The 20,652-nt window shown below is 35.3% G+C and carries 17 protein-coding genes; 1 reads left to right on the forward strand and 16 read right to left on the reverse strand.

What is annotated here, in order from left to right:
* Positions 1-38: 38 nt before the first annotated feature.
* The 13 genes from pssA to JOC86_RS02645 all read right to left on the reverse strand — a co-directional run bounded on the left by pssA (position 39) and on the right by JOC86_RS02645 (position 17,737).
* A complete protein-coding gene (gene pssA, locus JOC86_RS02585; RefSeq protein ID WP_205168206.1) occupies positions 39-734 on the reverse strand; it encodes a CDP-diacylglycerol--serine O-phosphatidyltransferase in 696 nt (231 codons plus the stop codon).
* A gap of 547 nt (positions 735-1,281) precedes the next feature.
* Entirely contained in the window at positions 1,282-4,536 is a 3,255-nt protein-coding gene (gene carB, locus JOC86_RS02590) for a carbamoyl-phosphate synthase (glutamine-hydrolyzing) large subunit (RefSeq protein WP_205168207.1), read from the reverse strand.
* A complete protein-coding gene (locus JOC86_RS02595) occupies positions 4,523-5,611 on the reverse strand; it encodes a carbamoyl phosphate synthase small subunit (protein ID WP_205168208.1) in 1,089 nt (362 codons plus the stop codon). Before JOC86_RS02595 ends, carB begins: the two co-directional genes overlap by 14 nt.
* 20 nt (positions 5,612-5,631) lie before the next feature.
* Positions 5,632-6,828 (reverse strand): acetylornithine transaminase, encoded by a 1,197-nt coding sequence (locus tag JOC86_RS02600; RefSeq protein ID WP_205168209.1) that lies wholly within the window; start codon positions 6,826-6,828, stop codon positions 5,632-5,634.
* Positions 6,821-7,618: an acetylglutamate kinase gene (gene argB, locus JOC86_RS02605; protein WP_205168210.1), complete on the reverse strand. Its 798-nt coding sequence runs from the start codon at positions 7,616-7,618 to the stop codon at positions 6,821-6,823. The genes JOC86_RS02600 and argB overlap by 8 nt, the downstream gene beginning before the upstream one ends.
* Positions 7,619-7,630: 12 nt before the next feature.
* Positions 7,631-8,887 carry a bifunctional ornithine acetyltransferase/N-acetylglutamate synthase gene (gene argJ / locus JOC86_RS02610; protein WP_275583358.1) on the reverse strand — a complete coding sequence of 419 codons (1,257 nt, stop codon included), beginning with the start codon at positions 8,885-8,887 and terminating at the stop codon, positions 7,631-7,633.
* A gap of 57 nt (positions 8,888-8,944) precedes the next feature.
* The gene (gene argC / locus JOC86_RS02615) at positions 8,945-9,979 is read right to left on the reverse strand and encodes an N-acetyl-gamma-glutamyl-phosphate reductase (protein WP_205168211.1); all 1,035 of its coding nucleotides are present in this window, start codon (positions 9,977-9,979) and stop codon (positions 8,945-8,947) included.
* A gap of 835 nt (positions 9,980-10,814) precedes the next feature.
* Positions 10,815-11,432, reverse strand: coding sequence for a branched-chain amino acid aminotransferase (locus JOC86_RS02620; RefSeq protein WP_205168212.1), 618 nt, complete (start codon positions 11,430-11,432; stop codon positions 10,815-10,817).
* Positions 11,433-11,503: 71 nt separating this feature from the next.
* On the reverse strand, positions 11,504-12,259 hold the full coding sequence (locus JOC86_RS02625; RefSeq protein ID WP_205168213.1) for an exodeoxyribonuclease III: 756 nt from the start codon (positions 12,257-12,259) through the stop codon (positions 11,504-11,506).
* Between the two features lie 138 nt (positions 12,260-12,397).
* Positions 12,398-13,906, reverse strand: coding sequence for a DEAD/DEAH box helicase (locus tag JOC86_RS02630; protein ID WP_205168214.1), 1,509 nt, complete (start codon positions 13,904-13,906; stop codon positions 12,398-12,400).
* 179 nt (positions 13,907-14,085) lie between these two features.
* Entirely contained in the window at positions 14,086-15,165 is a 1,080-nt protein-coding gene (locus JOC86_RS02635) for a Ger(x)C family spore germination protein (RefSeq protein ID WP_205168215.1), read from the reverse strand.
* Position 15,166: 1 nt separating this feature from the next.
* On the reverse strand, positions 15,167-16,237 hold the full coding sequence (locus JOC86_RS02640; protein ID WP_275583359.1) for a GerAB/ArcD/ProY family transporter: 1,071 nt from the start codon (positions 16,235-16,237) through the stop codon (positions 15,167-15,169).
* 9 nt (positions 16,238-16,246) lie between these two features.
* Positions 16,247-17,737, reverse strand: a complete 1,491-nt coding sequence (locus tag JOC86_RS02645; protein ID WP_239587356.1) for a spore germination protein — start codon at positions 17,735-17,737, stop codon at positions 16,247-16,249.
* 186 nt (positions 17,738-17,923) lie between these two features.
* Between JOC86_RS02645 and JOC86_RS02650 the strand changes: the two genes are divergently transcribed.
* Complete coding sequence (locus JOC86_RS02650) at positions 17,924-18,748, forward strand: DUF2935 domain-containing protein (protein ID WP_239587357.1); 825 nt, start codon at positions 17,924-17,926, stop codon at positions 18,746-18,748.
* Positions 18,749-18,775: 27 nt separating this feature from the next.
* Here JOC86_RS02650 and JOC86_RS02655 read toward each other — a convergent pair whose 3' ends face one another.
* From JOC86_RS02655 to JOC86_RS02665, 3 genes are all read right to left on the reverse strand, one after another.
* Complete coding sequence (locus JOC86_RS02655; RefSeq protein WP_205168218.1) at positions 18,776-19,180, reverse strand: MaoC/PaaZ C-terminal domain-containing protein; 405 nt, start codon at positions 19,178-19,180, stop codon at positions 18,776-18,778.
* Positions 19,155-19,628: a MaoC family dehydratase N-terminal domain-containing protein gene (locus JOC86_RS02660; RefSeq protein WP_205168219.1), complete on the reverse strand. Its 474-nt coding sequence runs from the start codon at positions 19,626-19,628 to the stop codon at positions 19,155-19,157. Before JOC86_RS02660 ends, JOC86_RS02655 begins: the two co-directional genes overlap by 26 nt.
* A gap of 64 nt (positions 19,629-19,692) precedes the next feature.
* Complete coding sequence (locus JOC86_RS02665; RefSeq protein WP_205168220.1) at positions 19,693-20,628, reverse strand: FkbM family methyltransferase; 936 nt, start codon at positions 20,626-20,628, stop codon at positions 19,693-19,695.
* Positions 20,629-20,652: the final 24 nt, after the last annotated feature.

Genomic DNA, 20,652 nt, shown 5'->3' on the forward strand with positions numbered 1-20,652 from the left:
AAGACCTCTACTGTTAATTTCCTTTAGAAACAGATAAGTTATTCCATGTTTCTTTGGTTTCTTCTTTTTACAAATCGATAAGATAAGTAAGCAATATATAATGGTGTCGCAATGTAAATAAGATAAGGAAATTGTTCATATGTTCCTTTATAAATGACATATAATAGACACCCTATAAAGATCGTTACGATTGTACCATATTTAGGAAGAGGTATTTCTTTAAAACTTGGGATTCTAATTCTACTTACCATTAAAAAACACAGAGCGGTGAAAATAACAGAAGTAATGATGTTGGGAATTCTATCCCCAAATAAAGTAAGTAATGCTAGTATACCCCCAGCGGCTGTAATCGGTACACCAATAAAATAATTCATAGAAGACTTATTTGAGCTTATATTAAATCTTGCCAATCGATAAGCTCCAAATAATGGGAGCAATCCTGTTACCGCAAATCCTAATAATCCAAATTGAAAAAAATATGTATAATATACTAGAAATGAAGGGGCAACGCCAAACGTTACAATGTCTGCTAACGAATCTAGTTCTTTCCCCATCACACTATCAGCCTTTAACATTCGGGCTAATCTTCCATCCATACTATCCAACATCATACCAATTAAAATTAAGACCGCTGCATTCTTATACTGACCATTTGCCGCATAACCAATTGATAAAAAGCCGCAATAAAGATTCCCAAGTGTAAACATGTTAGGAATGCTTTTTGTAAATCGCATCTTATGACATCACTCTCCGATGAAAAAATTCATTCTACTCATTCAAGTATACCATTTTTACCCCTTTAAAGATTAAAATACAAGAATTGTAAAAACTATGTTAAAAATAAGTACATTTTATCTTATAATAAAATCACTAATAACACATTATTTATTAAATATAAACTTCAAATAATAGCATCGGAGGTAACTGTTGATTGGAGGTAAACGAATAAACAATTCCGTTTCTACCATTTTAGAGATGAAACAAATACTGACTAGATAACGGGTATTTGGAGATTATGAAGTAATAGTAGAAATCTAACATTAAAAATGTGGAACATATGCTAATAACATACTTAATAATGAATTTCGCTAAAAAAAAACCTGTTCGATTTGATCAATAATAATCAAATGAACCACATTAGAGAACGCCCCGATATCAAATAATAAGATATGGGGCTGTTTAAAAATGTGACGGACCACCTAGTCTACTCATTTTACTATTATAAACACGTTATTTTTGGTTATCGCTTTGGCAATACGAATGATCTTTTCACAGAAAATTTTATATTGATTTCATTATTCTTGACATTAATGTCTCTTCGTTCAAGTGGTAATACTCATTTACGGAACGTATGTTTACCTCTGAATCGTTTGAAATATTGATTGCCGCTTTAACCGTATCTAAACAAGTAAAGCACGGTACACGATTACGAACAGACTCTTCTCTTAGATAGAATCCTAATTTCTCTTTGATACGACCTTGATTTGGAATATTAATAATGGCTGCAACTTCTCCTTGACGGATAACCTCCTTTACCATTTCCTTCGTTGAAAGAATCCCATCTACATGTATACCATGCTGGCTGTAATATTTAGCTGTTCCTTCTGTAGCAATGATACGATATTCTCTATCAACTAATTCTTTTACATAGTTTAGGCTCTCTCTCTTCTGGCTATCGGTAATGGAGCATAAAACGTAGGGTTGATTATGATCAACCTGTGAAAAAGGATTACTTCCCCCAAGGAACAATGCTTTTTCTAACGCTTCTGAAACGCTCATACCCATCCCCAGAACCTCTCCAGTAGATTTCATTTCTGGTCCTAAAACATGATCTACTTCTCGTAGTTTACCTGCTGAGAAGACTGGTGATTTTACAGAATAAAAGGCTGGTTCTTGTAATAGTCCTTGTTTCGAATATACTTGATCCAACGGCACACCAAGCTGAACCAACGTAGCCCATTCAATCATAGGAATATTCGTTACCTTACTAAATATAGGGACCGTTCTAGACGCCCTTGGATTTACTTCCAACACATAAATCTCGTCATCCGATATCACATATTGGATATTCATTATTCCGATAACAGGAAGTTCTTGTGCAATCTTTCTTGCATAATCAACAAGAGTGTTTTTCAGTTTATCTGTTATGGTCAAAGGTGGAAATACCGCTATACTATCACCTGAATGTACTCCTGCCCTTTCTACATGTTCAAATATTCCTGGAATGATGACATTTTGCCCATCGCTAATGACATCAACCTCACATTCAAGACCTGAAATATACTTATCAACTAATAATGGCCATATCTTTTGATTATTTTCTTTTTTTAATAGGTCCGTATATCTATTTAGTTCATCTTCATGATGAAAAATAAACATGGATTGTCCACCAATAACGTAAGATGGTCTAACGAGAACCGGATACCCTAATTCATTTGCAGCATCAATTAATTGATTTGCTTCAAATGCAATTTCACCTAAAATATGAGGAATGTCTAATTTTGTTAGAAAGTCGTAAAAATGCTTTCGATCTTCCAGCTGATCAATGGCTTCTATTGATGTTCCTAAAACCGGGACTCCCTCGTTAACCAATTCTTGTGCAACATTAATGGCCGTTTGACCACCAAATTGTATGAGGACACCATCTACTTTTTCTTTTTCAATCACATGTAAAATATCCTCCACAGCCAATGGTTCAAAATAGAGTCGGTCAGCAATGGAATAATCAGTACTAACGGTTTCCGGGTTATTATTCATCACGATTGCTTCGTACCCTTTTTTCTTTAATGCTAAAGTAGCATGAACAGAGCAATAATCAAATTCAATTCCTTGACCAATACGGATGGGTCCTGATCCAATTACTAATACTTTCTTCTTATCACTAGTCTCGATTTCATCGATTCCCTTCCAAGTAGAATAGTAGTATGGTGTAATGGCATCAAACTCCGCTGCACATGTATCAACTAGTTTATAACCTGGTTTCATGCCTAGTAATCGACGTTTTTGTCTTATTTCACTTTCTGGAACATTGAAAAGGAGTGCTAAGTATTGATCGGAAATATTCTTTGATTTTGCTTCCAAAAATACATTCGAAGGTAATTCCGCCCATTTATATGAAGTTAATCGATCTTCTAACTCTATTAATCCATTTATTTTTTCTAAGAACCAAAAATCAATTGCTGTAATATCGTGGATCTCTTCTACGGATGATCCTTGTCTAAAGCTTTCTGCAATCGCAAATATTCGTAAATCTGTCACATTCTCTAAGTGATATAACAGTTGTGCCTTTGTACATTTCTTAAATGAATTTATTGATAAACCTGATACATTCATCTCTAACGATCGAATTCCTTTATTAAGAGCCCCTTCAAAAGTTCGATCAATTGCCATGACCTCTCCAGTTGCTTTCATCTGTGTTCCTAGAGTTCGATCCGCTTCAATAAATTTGTCAAATGGAAATCGAGGAAGCTTGACAACGATATAATCGATTGCTGGCTCAAATGAAGCAAAGGTTGTTCCTGTAATAGGGTTTAGCAATTCATCTAAGTGATAACCAACAGCACATTTCGCCGCCATCCGGGCAATCGGATAGCCAGTTGCTTTTGAAGCTAGTGCTGAGGAGCGGCTAACTCGTGGATTTACTTCAATAATGTTATAGTCATTCGAATTGGGATTTAAAGCAAACTGAATATTGCATCCACCGATAATTTCTAGTTCACGAATAACCTTAATAGATGCGTCTCTTAGAATTTGATACTGGACATCAGTTAAGGTTTGAGATGGTGCTACAACGATAGAATCTCCCGTATGAACACCTACAGGATCCATATTTTCCATATTACATACAATAATGCAGGTATCGTTCTCATCCCTCATTACTTCGTATTCTACTTCTTTCCATCCTTTAATACTTTGTTCAAGAAGAACTTGATGAATAGGACTTAAGGCTAATCCCTTTTTTAATACGGTTTTCAATTCTTGATAGTTTGAAGCAAATCCTCCACCTTCTCCTCCTAATGTATAAGCTGGGCGTATAATTAGAGGAAATCCTACTTTTTTGGCAAAATCAACTCCCTCTTCAATGGTATGGATAATTTCTGAAGAAGGGACTGGTTCTTCTATTTGTAACATTAAGTTACGAAAACTTTCTCTATCTTCTCCCTTTTTAATCGATTCCACTGATGTCCCTAACATTTCCACCTGATATTTCTCTAAAATCTTTGATTCATGTAATTTAACACCTAAATTTAATCCTGTTTGTCCCCCAAGAGTAGCGATCATTCCTTCTGGACGTTCTTTTTTAAGGACTTCTTCAATGCTTTCGATTGTGAGTGGCTCGATATAGACCTTATCTGCAATCGCCGAATCTGTCATAATGGTTGCTGGGTTACTGTTTATAAGGATAACCTCCAGCCCCTCCTCCTTTAAGGCAAGACAAGCTTGAGTTCCAGCATAATCAAATTCAGCTGCTTGCCCGATCACAATGGGTCCAGACCCGATTACGAGTACTTTTTTTATATCTTTACGTAATGGCATATTTCATGTCTCCCACTTTTTCTAGATGTAGTATAAAGTTTCTAAAAATATATTCTGTATCACTTGGTCCAGGGTGTGCTTCAGGATGAAATTGCACCGTTTGGATGGGGTGGGACAGATGTTTCAGTCCTTCAACAGAATCGTCATTTACATTTTGAAAAGTGATTTCAAAAACGTCTTTGTCAATTGTATCTTTCACAACTACATATCCATGATTCTGTGATGTCATGTATACCTTTCCAGATTGGATGTCTTTAACAGGATGATTTCCTCCTCTGTGTCCATATGTTAACTTTTCTGTTTTAGCTCCAAAAGATAAGGCAATCAACTGATGTCCAAGACAAATTCCCAATGTAGGAAACTGCTCAACCATTTTTTTAATATCATAAAAATGAGAATTCAACATCATTGGATCCCCAGGACCATTACTTAAAAGGATTCCATCCGGGTTTAGTGCTTTTATTTGTTCAAATGTAAAATCATAAGGTACAACGGTCACCTTACAATTTTCTTTTAAAAGGGCGTCTAAAATCGATTTTTTATACCCATAATCAATAAGTACTACATGTGGACCTGCTTGATGATAGGTAATGATTTCATTAGTCGATACTTGAGAAACCCAACATGCAGCCTGATTCTTCCATAGCTGCTCTAGCTCATGGCGCGGTGGAATACAGTTTGTAATCATTCCTTTTATCGTTCCTTCTTTTCGGATCACTTTCACAAGCTCACGGGTATCGACACCCGTTATCCCTGCAACACCTGTTTCTTCTAACTGTTCTGCAAATGTTTTCTTCGAAAGAAAATGACTAGGTTTTTCACAAATGTCACCTAATACGACACCTTTTAATTGAGGTTTAGTGCTTTCATTATCAAGAAGGTTCATCCCATAATTACCGATCATGGGATAGCAGAAGGTAAGAATTTGTCCTGCATAGGATGGGTCTGTGAGGATCTCCTGATAGCCTGTCATACTAGTATTAAAAACGACTTCGCCTATTACATCATGTTCATTACCTACTAGTGTTCCATTGAATATTTTTCCGTTTTCTAAAATTAGATAACCGCTTGACATTCTAGCTCCTCCTGTTCTTTCTAGATGTGATATTCGTTAAGTATGTTTCCTAGTATTGAAATACAGTCATCAATTTCTTGTTTAGTGGTCGTCAGTGGTGGTAAAATCCTTAACACATTTGGTCCAGCGATTAGGACAAGAAGCTTTTTATCTCTAGCTGCATGAACAACCTCAACTGCATTTGGGATAACTAATCCAGATAATAGACCTTTACCTCGAACTTCTTTGATGACAGAGTATTTTTCCGCAAGCTTAGCGAGTTGTTCTTGAAGATATTCTCCTAATTCTCCTGCTTTTTCTGCAATATTGTTTTCTTTTATATAGGTGAGGGTCGCAACTCCTGCTGTTGTGGATAATGGATTGCCTCCAAATGTTGTTCCGTGGCTTCCTGGTTCAAACGCTTTTGCTACATTTTCTTTTGCCAAAACAGCACCAATGGGAAAGCCCGAACCTAATCCTTTAGCAAGCGTCACTACATCTGGCTCCATTCCATATTGCTGGTAGGCAAATAGGCTTCCTGTTCTTCCCAATCCCGTTTGAATCTCATCAACCATTAACAGGAGACCTTTCTCTAAACATATATCAGATAGTTTTTCAATCCACTCTTGTTGTGCCGGGATCACTCCACCCTCACCTTGGACCAATTCCAATAGCACAGCACATGTTTTCTCTCCTGCTAGTTCATCTAAGGCAGCGATATCGTTATATGGTAAGTAACGGAATCCTTCTAATAATGGTAGAAATCCTTTTTGAATCTTTTCCTGTCCTGTTGCTGTTAAGGTCGCTAGCGTTCTTCCGTGAAAAGAGTCTCTAAACGTTACAACTTCAAAGCTGTCTGTATTCTTTACTTTCTGTGCATAGCGTCGAGCTAGTTTAATAGCCGCTTCATTTGCTTCTGCACCACTGTTACAAAAAAACACTTTATCTCCACAGCTTTGTTCAACCAGTAAAGAGGCTAACTTTTCTTGTGAAGGAATATGATATAAATTGGAACAGTGCCATAAGGTATTCAATTGCTCTTCTATTTGGTCTTTTACATAGTGTGGCACATGCCCGAGATTACAAGTTGCAATTCCCGAGGTAAAGTCTAAATATCTTTCACCTTCTTCATCCCATACATAGCTTCCTTCGCCTTTAATGACCGTAATCGGAAACCGATTATAAGTAGTCATTAGCGGATTTAAGGCTTTGTCGTCAATCATAATACTGTTAGACATGATGAACCTCCTCATCAAGTAGTAGCTTTGTTCCAATGTTTTTCCCTTGGCAAAAATCTAGAAGACAATGTTCTTGGTTGCCATTTAAGATTACAACTTCTGAAACCTGATGCATCAATCCATCTAGTGCTGCTGTTACCTTTGGAATCATTCCACCATAAATAGTACCGTCATCTAGTAAGCTTTGAACCTCTGTTTTTGTTACCTTATTAAGAATCATTTTTTCATTGTTTTTCTCTACAATAATTCCCGGAATATCACTTATAAGACATAATTTTGCCCTAAGTGATTTCGCCATTGCAGCTGCAGCAATATCTCCATTAATATTGTAATGCTGTCCATTGGTATCGATGGCCAATGGCGATATCACTGGGATATAGCCTTGCATACAAAGTGTTTCAATGATTCCGCTGTTCACTGAAATAATTTCCCCAACCAGGCCTAATCTTTTATCTTTTAACCTTGCATTAAAAAGACCTCCATCCACTCCGCTTAACCCTAGTGCATTTCCCTGTGCTTTAATGATTTGACGGACCACTTTTTTATTGACTGATCCACTTAAAACCATTTCAACCAAATCAAGCATTTCAGGCGTTGTTACACGTAACCCATCAACAAAATCGGATGTAATATCAAACTTCTCTAGAAGTGTATTTATAAGAGGTCCTCCCCCATGTACAATGACGGGATTCCACTTATTACTTTTGGAAAGCTTTACAATATCTTCAAAAAATGAGTTCGGTAAGGAATCGAAAATACTGCCTCCGCATTTAATCACTAAATAATTCATCCTTTGATCTCCTTACGTCCGATATGACGCATTGATTCTGACATAGTCATAACTGAGATCACACCCCCAGCAGGTGGCTTTACCAGATCCATTCCCTACTCTAATGTGAAGTTGAATGGTCTCTTGTTCTAAATATTCTTTGGCCTTAAACTCATCAAAAGGACTAGGTAATCCATTTTCTACAACAGTGATTGGGCCAATTGAAACTTTTACTTCATTCGGGTTAATCGCCTGACCGCTATAGCCAATAGCACATATAATTCGTCCCCAATTGGCATCCGTTCCAAATACCGCTGATTTTACAAGACTGGAGCCCACAATTGATTTTCCAATTGCCTGTGCGACATTATCTGTTGCGGCACCCGTTACTTCCACTTCAATAAGCTTAGTTGCCCCTTCTCCATCACGAGCAATTTGCTTAGAAAGCTCTTGACAAACTAGCTTTAACCCTTCAAAAAATACTTCCCAGTCCGGATGTTCAGGGGTTAGAGGCTCCGTATCTGCTAGCCCATTCGCTAACAAAAGCACCATGTCATTCGTACTTGTATCCCCATCAACTGTAATTTGATTAAAGGTCGAATTTGTCACTTGACTAAGTGCTTGTTGTAAATATGGGTGGGGAATATTGGCATCTGTTGTTACAAATGCAAGCATTGTGGCCATATTTGGATGAATCATTCCAGACCCTTTTGCAGCTCCGCCAATATGAACCATTTCCCCGTTGATGGAGAGTTGAACTCCAAAATGTTTTGTACACGTGTCGGTTGTGAGAATGGCTTTCTCAAATTCATCAACGCCTACTTTATCTCTTGCAAGTGTGATGGAGTCAATTCCAGATTTAACCTTATCCATTGGCAGATGCTCGCCAATAACCCCAGTTGAAACTACAGCTGCATGATGTTCGTTTATGTTTAATACCTTCGAAAACGAAGACCTCATTTCATACGCATCATGCAACCCTTGATTACCTGTACATGCATTTGCTTTGCCAGAGTTCACTATTATTCCTTGAAGCTTGTTTTCTACTCCGATACTTTCTTGTGTAACAAGGAGTGGGGCAGCCTGGAAGAGGTTAGTTGTATAAACTCCTGCTGCTGATGCAGGGACTTGAGAATAAATCCATCCCATATCTAAACGTTTCTTTCTTATTCCACAAAAAAGTCCTCCTGCCTCATAACCCTTTGGGGTAGTTACACTTGCATTTGGTAATTTCTTAATCGTTTCTTTTTTATTTACATCCATAAAATTCAACAATCCGTGTTTTGTCATTCCAGTCATCACCCCATATCATTTTTTGGTAATCCTCATAGTTTCATAGATATTTTACTAAGGATAAACAGGTGTCATTAATAGACCAGTTGTAGCCTTCCAGCCATTCATGAGATTCATATTTTGTATCGCTTGACCAGCAGCCCCTTTTACAACATTATCGATTACAGAAACAATTGATAATTTTCCTGTTCTATGATCAGCTAAAAATCCTAAATCGCAATAATTTGACCCTGCTACCTCTTTTGTTGCTGGCCAAATGCCACTCTTTCGAACCCGAACAAATGGAGAGTTTTGATAATATTCTTTATAAAGATGAATGATTTCATCTGTAGTAACATCTTGTTGAAAATCGGCATACATTGTGCACATAATTCCTCTTGACATTGGGATTAAATGAGTGGAAAACGTAATGTTCACTTTTTCTCCATAGACATCACCTAACGTTTGTTCAATTTCCGGAATATGCTGGTGCCTTCCTAGTTTATAGGCTTTCACATTTTCGTTTATTTCAGCATAATGGGTACCTAAAGAAGCTTTTCTTCCTGCGCCAGAAACACCAGATTTTCCATCGATGACGATTGAGCCTGGATCGATTATTCCCGACTTTAATGCTGGAATTAAACCAAGTAAAACAGCAGTTGGATAGCAACCCGGATTCGCAATGTAGGTTGCAGTCGATATTTTTTTTGAATAAATTTCACTGAGTCCATAAATCGCCTGATCTAAGTACTTCTGCTCGGCTGCCTCTAATCCATACCAGTCTTCGTATGCTCCAGGGGATTTCAAACGAAAATCTCCAGATAAATCGATGCATTTTATCCCTCTATCCATCAATAATGGCAATGTATTTTTACTTACCCCGGATGGTGTGGCAAAAAAGACAAGATCCACTTTTTCTAGCTGTTCAATATCTAGAGCAACTAGCTTATCATCTATAATTTCTTCTAAATGGGGATACACTTCAGAAATTCGACTTCCGTCATGTGAACCTGAAATAATCATCTCGATTTCTACATAGGGATGATTTTGTAACAACCGAATTAATTCGATTCCACTGTAACCTGTCGCCCCTATGATTGCTACTTTCATATTTGCCACTCCCTTTCTTAATATTGGATTATTATACTACCGAGTGAATTATTATACAACCGTTTTTAAATAAAAAATTTATTTTTTCCTTAACAATAGGAAATACCGATTATTCACAATAGCGTTTATACAATTAAATGAATTTTTATGATATCAAGGAGTGAGGGGCAGTCTAAAAATGGATCAGGAACAACACTGTTCGCCATAGATAGAAGATGATCTGGAGACTTTCTTTTATCTATTGAAGTTATGGTCACTGATCCTTTGAATTAAGACAGCCCTTTATTTTTATTAGTAATTTCAACATGATTCGTTTGGGTTCCTTTTTGATTCGTTCCCACATATGCATAAATTTGAAATCTCGTTCATTACCTAGTCATTTTCATGCACAATATTAGATTCTCGTGCATTTCGTCAAAGCTTTCGTGCATAAAATCAAAAAGTTGTGTATTACCACACTCAAGATAAGGAAAATGACGAATCTCCTTATGCTTATAGGACCTGGAATGAATAATCGTATGAATTCTAAAAGAAATTCAAAGAATAATGATACATTTCATCAAAAGTTACTCTGAAGAACATCACACTGTGAGGAGTAGTTGAAAATGAGGCTGTCCGTAGAGGGGAAACTTCATGAAAATTAAAAATAGGAGCGTTGATTTATCAATATTTTTAATTTTAAAATCCTCCTTCTAATTATAGGAAAATTGAGTTATCAGACAGCCCCCATTGAAAAGAAAACATAGGTTTCATTTCAATAGTATCAAAATTACAATTAAAAAAAGTGTTTACCCATTAGGTAAACACGGCTCTTACGAAATATTTTGAATAAAATTTAAGGCTTTACTTCCACTTCTTCAACAAGAGTAAAAATAAAACGGTAGATTAAGGTATATGCTTCCTCCATAAGCATTTCTTTATTAAACCCTTCCACATAATTCAATGTAAAATTCACATCCCATAATCCATCATTCTGATTAAACATTAAACTATACTTTGGTACTTCACCGTTTAAATGCGTCTCTAGAAAATCCTTTAGTGGTGACTCATACTTCTTTTGCAGCTTTAAACCTAACAATACGTTGTATGTCATAAAAACATCATCAACTTCTAAAGAGACTCCATCAACACCAGTTAAATCAAACCATTCTGATTCTAAATAAACAAATTCCCTTTGGTTTTTATTGAGATATTCCAAAGGTTGTGTTAAAAAAGAAGGGCCTTCCTCTGCAATTAACTCTTCTGTCTCTTTGTCACTTCGCTCAATATAAGCTTCTTTAAAACGAAGGGAAGAATCCTTCTCTAAAAGAGTGATGTTTCGATTCTCTGGAATCAGTCCATGTCTATTGATATAATCTTTTTCTTCTTTAAAAAGGATAAGAGTCAGTTCTTCAACTAAAGGTTGATTCTCAACAGCATTTGTAATATATTCTTCCATTTTTTTTTGTAGCATATATATTCATACCTCCAATTTATTTCCTATTTGTTTTTTCTTTATCACGCAGTATATCCTATTTACACAATTTACATTTCAATGTCTAAGTATACTGGACAATGATCACTGCCTAGTATCTCGCAATGGATTTGTGAATCGATTACTAGTTCTACTATTCTCTTTGATACAATAAAATAATCAATTCTCCAGCCAATATTTCTTTCTCTTACTTTACTCATATACGACCACCATGTATAAACATCCTCTTTTTCAGGATAAAGAGAGCGATAGGAATCCACAAATCCACTTTCGAGTAACCGAGTCATTTTTCCCCGCTCTTCATCAGTAAATCCAGAATTACCACGATTAGATTTAGAGTTCTTTAGATCCATTTCATTGTGGGCAACATTAAGATCTCCGCAATAGATAACTGGTTTATCGGAATCTAACTCCTGAAGGTAGCTTCTTACTTCGTCTTCCCACTCTAGCCTATAATCAATTCTGGATAAGTCCCGTTTGGAGTTGGGAGTGTATACATTCACTAAAAAGAATTTTTCATATTCTAGAGTAATCACTCTGCCTTCTGGCTCGGATTCCTTCTTTCCAATACCATAGCTAACAGATAGCGGTTTTTCTTTTGTGAAAACCGCTGTTCCCGAATAGCCTTTTTTCTCAGCATAATTCCAGAATTGATAATAGTCCTTCAATTCTAAATTAATTTGGCCTTCTTGTAATTTTGTTTCTTGAAGACAAAAGATATCTGCCTCTACATTATTAAAATAGTCTAAAAACCCTTTTCGTACACATGCTCTCAATCCATTTACATTCCAAGATACAAGTTTCATAAATCGTTTCTACTCCCTATGTTTGTTCTTATATTTATCCATTGACTACTATACTTTAATTAAGCCGTTTAGCCTACTGATTGTAATTAAAAAACGAAAAACACGCACCATAAAAAGTGCATGTTTTTCATTTTCTATTTACTTTTGTCTGTTACGATTCCCGCCTTTGTTTCTCCCCGAACCGCTCTTTTTACTATTACTTTTCATTCTAGATTTAAATGCTCCCTTTGAATCCGTCCTTTTCCCATTTTTTGATCTTGATTTCATTCCACTATCCATGGATTTTCTTTTCTTATTCTTTTGACCATTCTCCCTAGACTTTCGATTTTCAGATTTACGAGTCGTGCCTCGTTCTTTCTTTGATTCATCATTTGATTTCCAATTCCGTTTTTGCTCTGTACTTTTATTATTACGATTTCTACGTCCACCCGAATCGCCTGTGGTTTTGGGCTTGCTCTTCTTATGGCTGTTCTTTCTCTTAGATGATTGAGATTTACCTGATGACGATTTTGATTTTCCTTGATCTTTTTTGGCATTTCCTAAATTCTGTTTAGAAATTCGAATTTTTAACTCTTTTTCGATTAGATCCAGTGTTGGACGTTCTCGAGAAGAATAGAGAGTAATGGCAAGCCCTTTTGTTCCCGCTCTTCCTGTACGCCCGATACGATGAATATAGCTTTCGGCATCCTGAGGAATATCATAGTTAAATACATGTGTCACTCCATCTACGTCTAAACCTCTCGCTGCAACATCAGTCGCGATTAAGACCTGTACCTCCGCTTCTCTGAATCGTTGCATTGCCTTTTCACGTTTGGCCTGAGACAAGTCACCGTGTATTTCATCACACGATATCCTATTTCTACTTAATACTTCATAAAGCTTGCTCACTCTTCTTTTCGTACGGCAAAAAACGACCGCCAGATAAGGACGATGTGTTTCAATTAAATCAATAAGTGTTGCTTGTTTAGAACGATCATCTGAATAAATGGCCATTTGCTTAACGGTTTGAGCAGGTCCTTGTGTTTTTTCCACCTGAATATATTCAGGGTTGTGCATATGCTTTTTCGCAAGCGTCTTAATCTCTTCAGGCATCGTAGCCGAGAAGAGCATCGTTTGGCGACTGCGGGGAGTTTGTTTCATTATTTCTTCTACTTCATTTAAAAAACCAATATGGAGCATTTGATCCGCTTCGTCAAGAACAAGATGGGATAGTTTAGATAAATCTACAGTTCCTCTTCCAATATGATCTAAAAGTCGTCCAGGTGTCCCAACAACGATTTGAACATTCTTCTTTAATTTTTTTAACTGTTTTTCTACATCTTGACCACCGTAAACGGCTAAAACATCAAGGTCTGAACGATGATCAATCATTTTCTCTATTTCATCTGTAATTTGTAATGCTAGTTCTCTTGTTGGTGTAATTATGAGGGCTTGAACATATGCTTCTTTTGGTTTTATTTTTTCCAGAATTGGTAAGACAAATCCCAGAGTCTTCCCGGTTCCTGTTTGAGCTTGAGCAATAATATTCTTACCTTCTATGATAGATGGTATAGCTTTACTTTGAACTGGGGTCGGTTTTACTACACCATATTCTTGTAAAATTTTTATGCTTGATTCCGAAATTCCTAAAGATAAAAAGTCATGCAAAATATTTCCCTACTTCCTTTTACATGTAACTCTGGTCGAATTACTTGATCATATTAATTTTAAATCCTTAATGATTATCGCACTCGTTAGTCCAATTAGAAAGTATTTATTGCATTTTTTGTGGTTTCATTTATTTTTAACGGTTCCGCTTCAAATTTTACGATTAATAATTTTCTTATTCATCTTTTTACTTTCCCAATATCCGAAATCTTAATGGTAGATTTCACATCAATACTTAAATTTTTATATGTTTCATTCCAGTTGATTTTTTTCCAATCTTCAAATGTACTATCATTTCGAACATATTGACCAAATCCTATAGGGTCAGTATGGTTTTCTTGAAGAAGTTCTATTAAGGTATTTAGCTTTTCATTTAGATAATCTGACATTTCTTTTTCTAATTCTTTTATTTGCTTTTTATCAGTTAAATCCTTTTTTCCATCATACTCTTGAATTTGGCCATGAACATGGACATCCACTTTTAAACTACTCTTATTTTTAACTTGTATATCTCGTTTGCTCTTAAAATAAGAGAGCATAATTTTTTCACCAGAATCTAATTCAAAATACAAATTTCCATTTTTAATACTTTTTCTCAAGATAAACAGAAGCTGAACATTTTGCCCCTTAATTCGTGTTATACTTCGATCATCATCAAAAATTGAATATCCATCTAATGTTATTTCATTATCTAATGTTTTGAATACAGGGAGGATAGGATCTATTCCATCATCATAATAATCTCTTGTAAATTCATAGAGGTTAATGCTTGGCGTTGAATTTTGCATTTGAGCCTTGTCAAGTAAGGAGAATATATAGAATACATTATCGGGCTCATCTATCAACTTCTTATTCAGGATTTCATTTCCCGTACTACTAGCTACTGCTAAATAAATTCTTGAGCCAATACTAGGGTCCCTGAGCAACGACTCTACAATATTATATATACCCTTTTTAGCAACTTCTTCACCAAAGAGAGCTAACCTGGCTTGCCCGCTTACTAAATTGAAATTCGTTTTTTGCATCAGTTTCATCTTGGCTTCTTTACTTGATTTTGCATTTGTTGCGATCACTTTAGCATGATATTCACTCGTTTTTTCTGATGTTTTCGGAAATGAAACCGTAATGAAGTATTGATCTTCTTGATCAGATAAATCATAGGATACACCATTGATTAACCCAAGTTCATCTACAATTTTTTTTTCAGTACATGCGGTTAAGAGAGAAGTTATGATCATCAAAAAGAGTAATCTTTTCATCCTAATTCCTCCAGCCTATTATCGCGATACATCCTAATGCTGATAGAGGCAATCCAAATGCCAGACATGTTTCAATATAACCTAAATATTTTAACCAGAGGTCGACTTCACTCATCACAGAAGCTGACAGACTAATAAGAAATGTAATACCTATCATAGCAAAAGTTACCACCTCATCTCTTAAAGACGGTAAGATTCTATTCATGCAAGTAACAGACGCCCAATAATACATTACTATTGTGATGAGGACCTTCATTGCAAATAAAGTAAAAATTAAGTTTTCTATTCTCTCAACAAATGGGAATTTGGTATACTCTAATAAAGTTAATACTGGATATAAATCATTGGATACTTGTTTATAGCTAAAAAAACCAAAGCTAACAAAACAAACACTTCCATAAACCAATGTGGTCAAGAGATTTCCATATACTACATATCTCATCCACTTCTTACTTGCTTCAACAAATGGAATCAATAATAGTACAAGTTCATACCCTAAAAATGAAAAAAAGATGTCCAAGTTACCAATTATAAAGTCATTTCCATCTTTAAAAATAAAAGTTGTCATTCTTAGAAATCTAAATTCTTTTAGATGGAAAAATAGTAACAGGGTCGTCCCTATCGTTAGATAAAAAAAGATGACCGTCGCTTTTCCGATATGATATATACCACCCTTTACTAACATAAAGGTAAGTAACAATAGCATAAACGTAAAAATATATGTAGAAACGGTTGGAAAGTACAGCATTTTAAGCAATAAAATAAATTTATTCGTTACAAAAATGCCAAAAATCCCCCATTGAAAAGCTAATAATGCATATAAGGGGTAGATCAATATCTTAGGCAGGACCGATTCATAAAGTTGAAATAGATCCTTCCCGTTTGCTAATTTAACAACGAATGCAATTAGACTAATATTGATAATGGCAATGATTGAAAGGATAAAGATCCCAATCCAACCATTTGTTCCATAAGTGTTAGCCAGTTTGTTAGGTAAGCTAAATAGCCCAACACCTGATTGAATCATATAAATTAATATAATTATTTGGAATGGGTGAAGCCTCTCCTTCATTAGTTTCACCTAATTTTTCATTTTATTTTTTCTTACATTAATGGTTAACGTATTATGAGGTCTTCCTTTAACCCAAGCAAAAGGAGCTCGAATAATAGAATTCTTTAAATCATTTGGATATGTCGGGGATAAAGGAAAAAAATATGGAGTTTTTAAATTCGTTAACCCAGTAAGATGGATGACTAGAATTGATACCCCGAATATCAGTCCAATATTCCCCCACAATCCTGCCAAAATGATAAAGCCAAAACGAACAATCCGTAATGAAGCACTCATTATGTAGCTAGGAATAACGAAAGAAGAGATAGCTGAAACAGCAACAGCTATAATAAGAATATTGCTTGTAATACCTGCCTCTACTGACGCTTGTCCGATTACAATTCCTCCAACAATCCCAATGGTTTGACCAATTTTGGTTGGAAGTCTAGCACCTGCTTCCCTTAAAAGCTCAATGGTAAATTCCATAAGTAACGCTTCTATTAAAGGCGGGAACGGGACTTTAGACCTGGATTCTATAAGATTATTTAATAACGCTTCAGGAATCATTTCATAATGATATGTTGTAACAGAGACATAATACGCAGTAAAACTAACTGTAATAAATAAGGCAACTAGACGTAGTAATCTGATTGCCGTTCCAATCATCCACCTCTGGCTTAAATCGTCAATAGATTGAAAAAAATCAAAGAAGTTTGTTGGTGTGCAAAAAGCATAAGGGCTTTGATCCATTAGACCTACTATTTTCCCATCAAATAGCTTATTGGCGACTACATCTGGCCGCTCACTTGAGTAAAACTGAGGAAATGGAGAATTAGGAAATTCATCTATTAATTGAACAAGCATATTTAAATCGTTCACAGCGTTAATTTCAATAGCTTCAATTCTTTCCATAAGATGCTTAATTAACACTGGATTGGCGATTTCTTCTAAATACAAAATATATACTTCAGTTTTAGAGATTTCACCAACAGATAAGTTTATGCATTTTAGATGTGAACTTTTTACTTTTTTCCTAATAAGTGAGAGGTTTGTAGTAGCGGATTCAACAAACGAATCATGAGGACCATTTATCACCGTTTCTGTTTCAGACTGATTGATTGCTCTCCCCTCTGAACTACTCGCATCCACTATTATCGTTTCTCCCTGAAAGAAAAGGATGACTTTCCCTTGGAGAATCGATTTAACCACTACTTTACTGTCGTCTGAACGTATGTAATTCGAACTGCTTAATAGTTCTCGCAGAGCGTCTATATTTTGATTAAGTTTTGATAGAATTTCCCACTCTAGTTTTTGTAGATCTATGAGATGCTCAAAATAAACTATGGATAAATCTAAAGAGGGATAAGAGCGTTCAGTTAAATCTGAACACTCTGAAAATTGACCAATGATATGTTCATAACTAGGAAAAACACTTTTCTCATTATGAACTGGCTTTTCCTTAGTTGACTGGATTGTATCCTCATCTGTGTCATCTTTAAGAAACCATTGTTTCAGATTCAAATTGTACCACCTCGGAGCTATTCATTCCTTTTATGACAATTATTATCTACGAAAACAAGCAACTTATCCTTCCTATTAAACAAAGACGTCAAAGAGGCGAACATCCTTAGTAATCTAAAAGAAATGACATTGTTAAAACCTTTTTTTCATAGGCTATATTACAGAGAACTTAAGGAGGGGTTGAAATTGGGTTATGAAAAGATTTCTGTGCATGAGGAGCATAGTTTTTGGTTAGAAATATTAGAGGACCATGCCTATTTTATAAGGGATTTTTTATCTTCTAACGAATCGAAATGGGTGGAAACTGCCAAAGTGTATATTACAGCTTTTGCAAATTTAAGGAGGGAGTTAAGCAATATTGGAATAGATACCGATGTGAATTCACAAGAAATGATCCAGTTTTCCCAACGCGCATTTCAAATTGCTAATCGATATTACCATTTTGAAGGTCAGCTTCAGAGACTACGGATCGAAAATAAAATCAATCTAAATTTAACACCTTCCTACTTAAATGGTACATTAAATGAGAATCAAGAGTATTTGAGGATCCTTTCCTATTACATAAATGGGCAAATCCCTCCAAGATTACCATTAGTCGATTTAATGGATTTATGGCTTGAAGATCAAGTGGGACATGCAGCATTATTAATTCGGAGTATAGATGGGGTTGAAATCCCACTTATTCAAAAAGCTACTCATTATAAAGAACTTTTCAGTGCATTTATTTTACAGAATGAAGCCATCAAAGGGTTCTTACGATTTATGCCAAAAAACTTTCGTGGTCAGATACATTTCGCTAAGGAAGTTGCCATTGCTGTTACAGGTTTTACACAACTTGTGCAGGAAACCGTATCATTATATATTGAAGATGAAGTTTTTAATCAAGCCACATTAAGGTTTCTAGAACATCATTTTCCAGAAGCATGCTATTTTCTAAAAAAATTATCTTACTATGCACAGGATATTGACTATCCCCCTTGTAGTCTTTCAAAGCCATCATTTCGCAAATAATAAGCAATGTACACAAATAATGATAAGCTATAGATAGAGAATAAACACAACCGTTCCTTTAATGACTTGATTCCCTTCCTGGTTTACTGCTAATACTTCAAAATATAACATTTTTTCATGAATCTCTAATAGTTTTGCCTTTAAGCTAATAACATCATTTAAAAAAACCATTCCCTTAAATCGGATTGAGTAGTCTTGAATAAATCCTTTTTCATAAAATGGCGTAAACAGTTTTGCCAAATGACCCATTGTCCACATCCCATGAGCAATAATTCCTGGTAAAGCAGCGTTTTGAGCTGCTTCTTCACTCAAATGGATTGGATTAAAATCACCAGACACTTTCGCATATTTAATTAAGTCAAGTTTGGTAACGGGGGGTAAGTGTACATCTTCCAGCTTTTCTCCTTCACTCAGTTCTGTGAGATTTTTCATCCTTTTTTACCTCCTTTCTTACAGTTTCATTCAAAATTACCACTTGCTTTGCTGTAAAGATTAGGTGTCCCCCTTCTGTCTCACCATATCTCTGTATAATTAAAAATCCCATTACTCCATGACGACCTGTCTTCTCATAATAATCTTTAACTTCTTGGTAGCAATATATGATTTCCCCAACAAGTAAAGGCCGCTCATAATGATAGATTTGTTCTCCATGAATTAGCCCGTTATTAGGAAGGTCCATACCCTCGATCATTCCATAGTCAAAAAGCCTCGGAAATGTTGGAGGTGCAATATTTTGTTTATAGATCGATTTCCTTCCTGTTTCTTCATCAATGAAGATGGGGTGAGAATCTCCGATTGACTCTGCAAATTGCCTTACTGTATATCTCTCAATGACATTTTTCACTTTTACCGAGCACAATCCGATCCAATTCGTAAACATAATAACCACCTCAATCCCCATTGTACCTAAAAATACTATTCAATTGGACCTAACAATGAAATAACTATTCGTCAATTAATTTAAGTGAATCCATTATTTTATCCCCTTTTGCTACTATGAAATCAGTATGAAAATGTAAAGATCCAAAAATCGCTTGTATTTCCTTATATGATTTTTGAGCTGCGTTCACAATTGTAACGTCGTCTTTATAAAAATAGATTGTAAAATACTTTTTTAAATCAGCAAAAAAAGCATCAGCCTGTATTCCTGATCTTTCTATATATTCACTGTTAAATTCAAGAAATCCTAGGGCAGTATGACTTTTTTCAATTAATTGCCTCATCCCTTTTAGAACAAATGCTTCATATCCCTCTACATCAATTTTAAAAAGGAGATTTTTTGGCGTTATGTCTTCTTTAAATAATGAATCAATTGTAATTGTTTCAACAGGGGTTTTTTCAATCATATGATGTGAAGGTTTATAGGAGGCAGAGGAAGTTCCAGACCAATGTTTATCTATAAAGAACCATTTTCTATCTCCATCTGAATCGGATGCTAGCGCATGGATCATTGTTATTTGTGATTTATTTGGATGAGCTGCTCTTGATTTTTCTATGTACTGAAATAATTTAGAATTTGCTTCAATTCCATAAACCTTAGTATGTGAAGGGTAAGTAGTTGAAAAAATACATTCACCATAATTGACTCCGACATCAATGATTACATCAGGATTGTAATATTTCACTGCATTACTCCAAAATGTTCGGAGTCTTTTTTGTGTAACACCACCTTTTATCAATAATGCTCTCCCACGGTTTTCGTCAGAATTAACATATAGAATATTTTCAGAAGGTAAAACAATTTTATTCGGTATTTTATTAATATTTAATGTTTTATATTTTAGGAAGATCCCTAAATCAATAAGCAATTTCCACGTTTTGGGATACTGTTCCCACATTTTCATTACAATCGGTTTTCGAACAGAAACTAATGATTTCATAGATGGTCCCCCTTTTATTATTCT

Source organism: Rossellomorea pakistanensis, from assembly GCF_016908495.1.
In the GTDB taxonomy this organism is placed as follows: domain Bacteria; phylum Bacillota; class Bacilli; order Bacillales; family Bacillaceae_B; genus Rossellomorea; species Rossellomorea pakistanensis.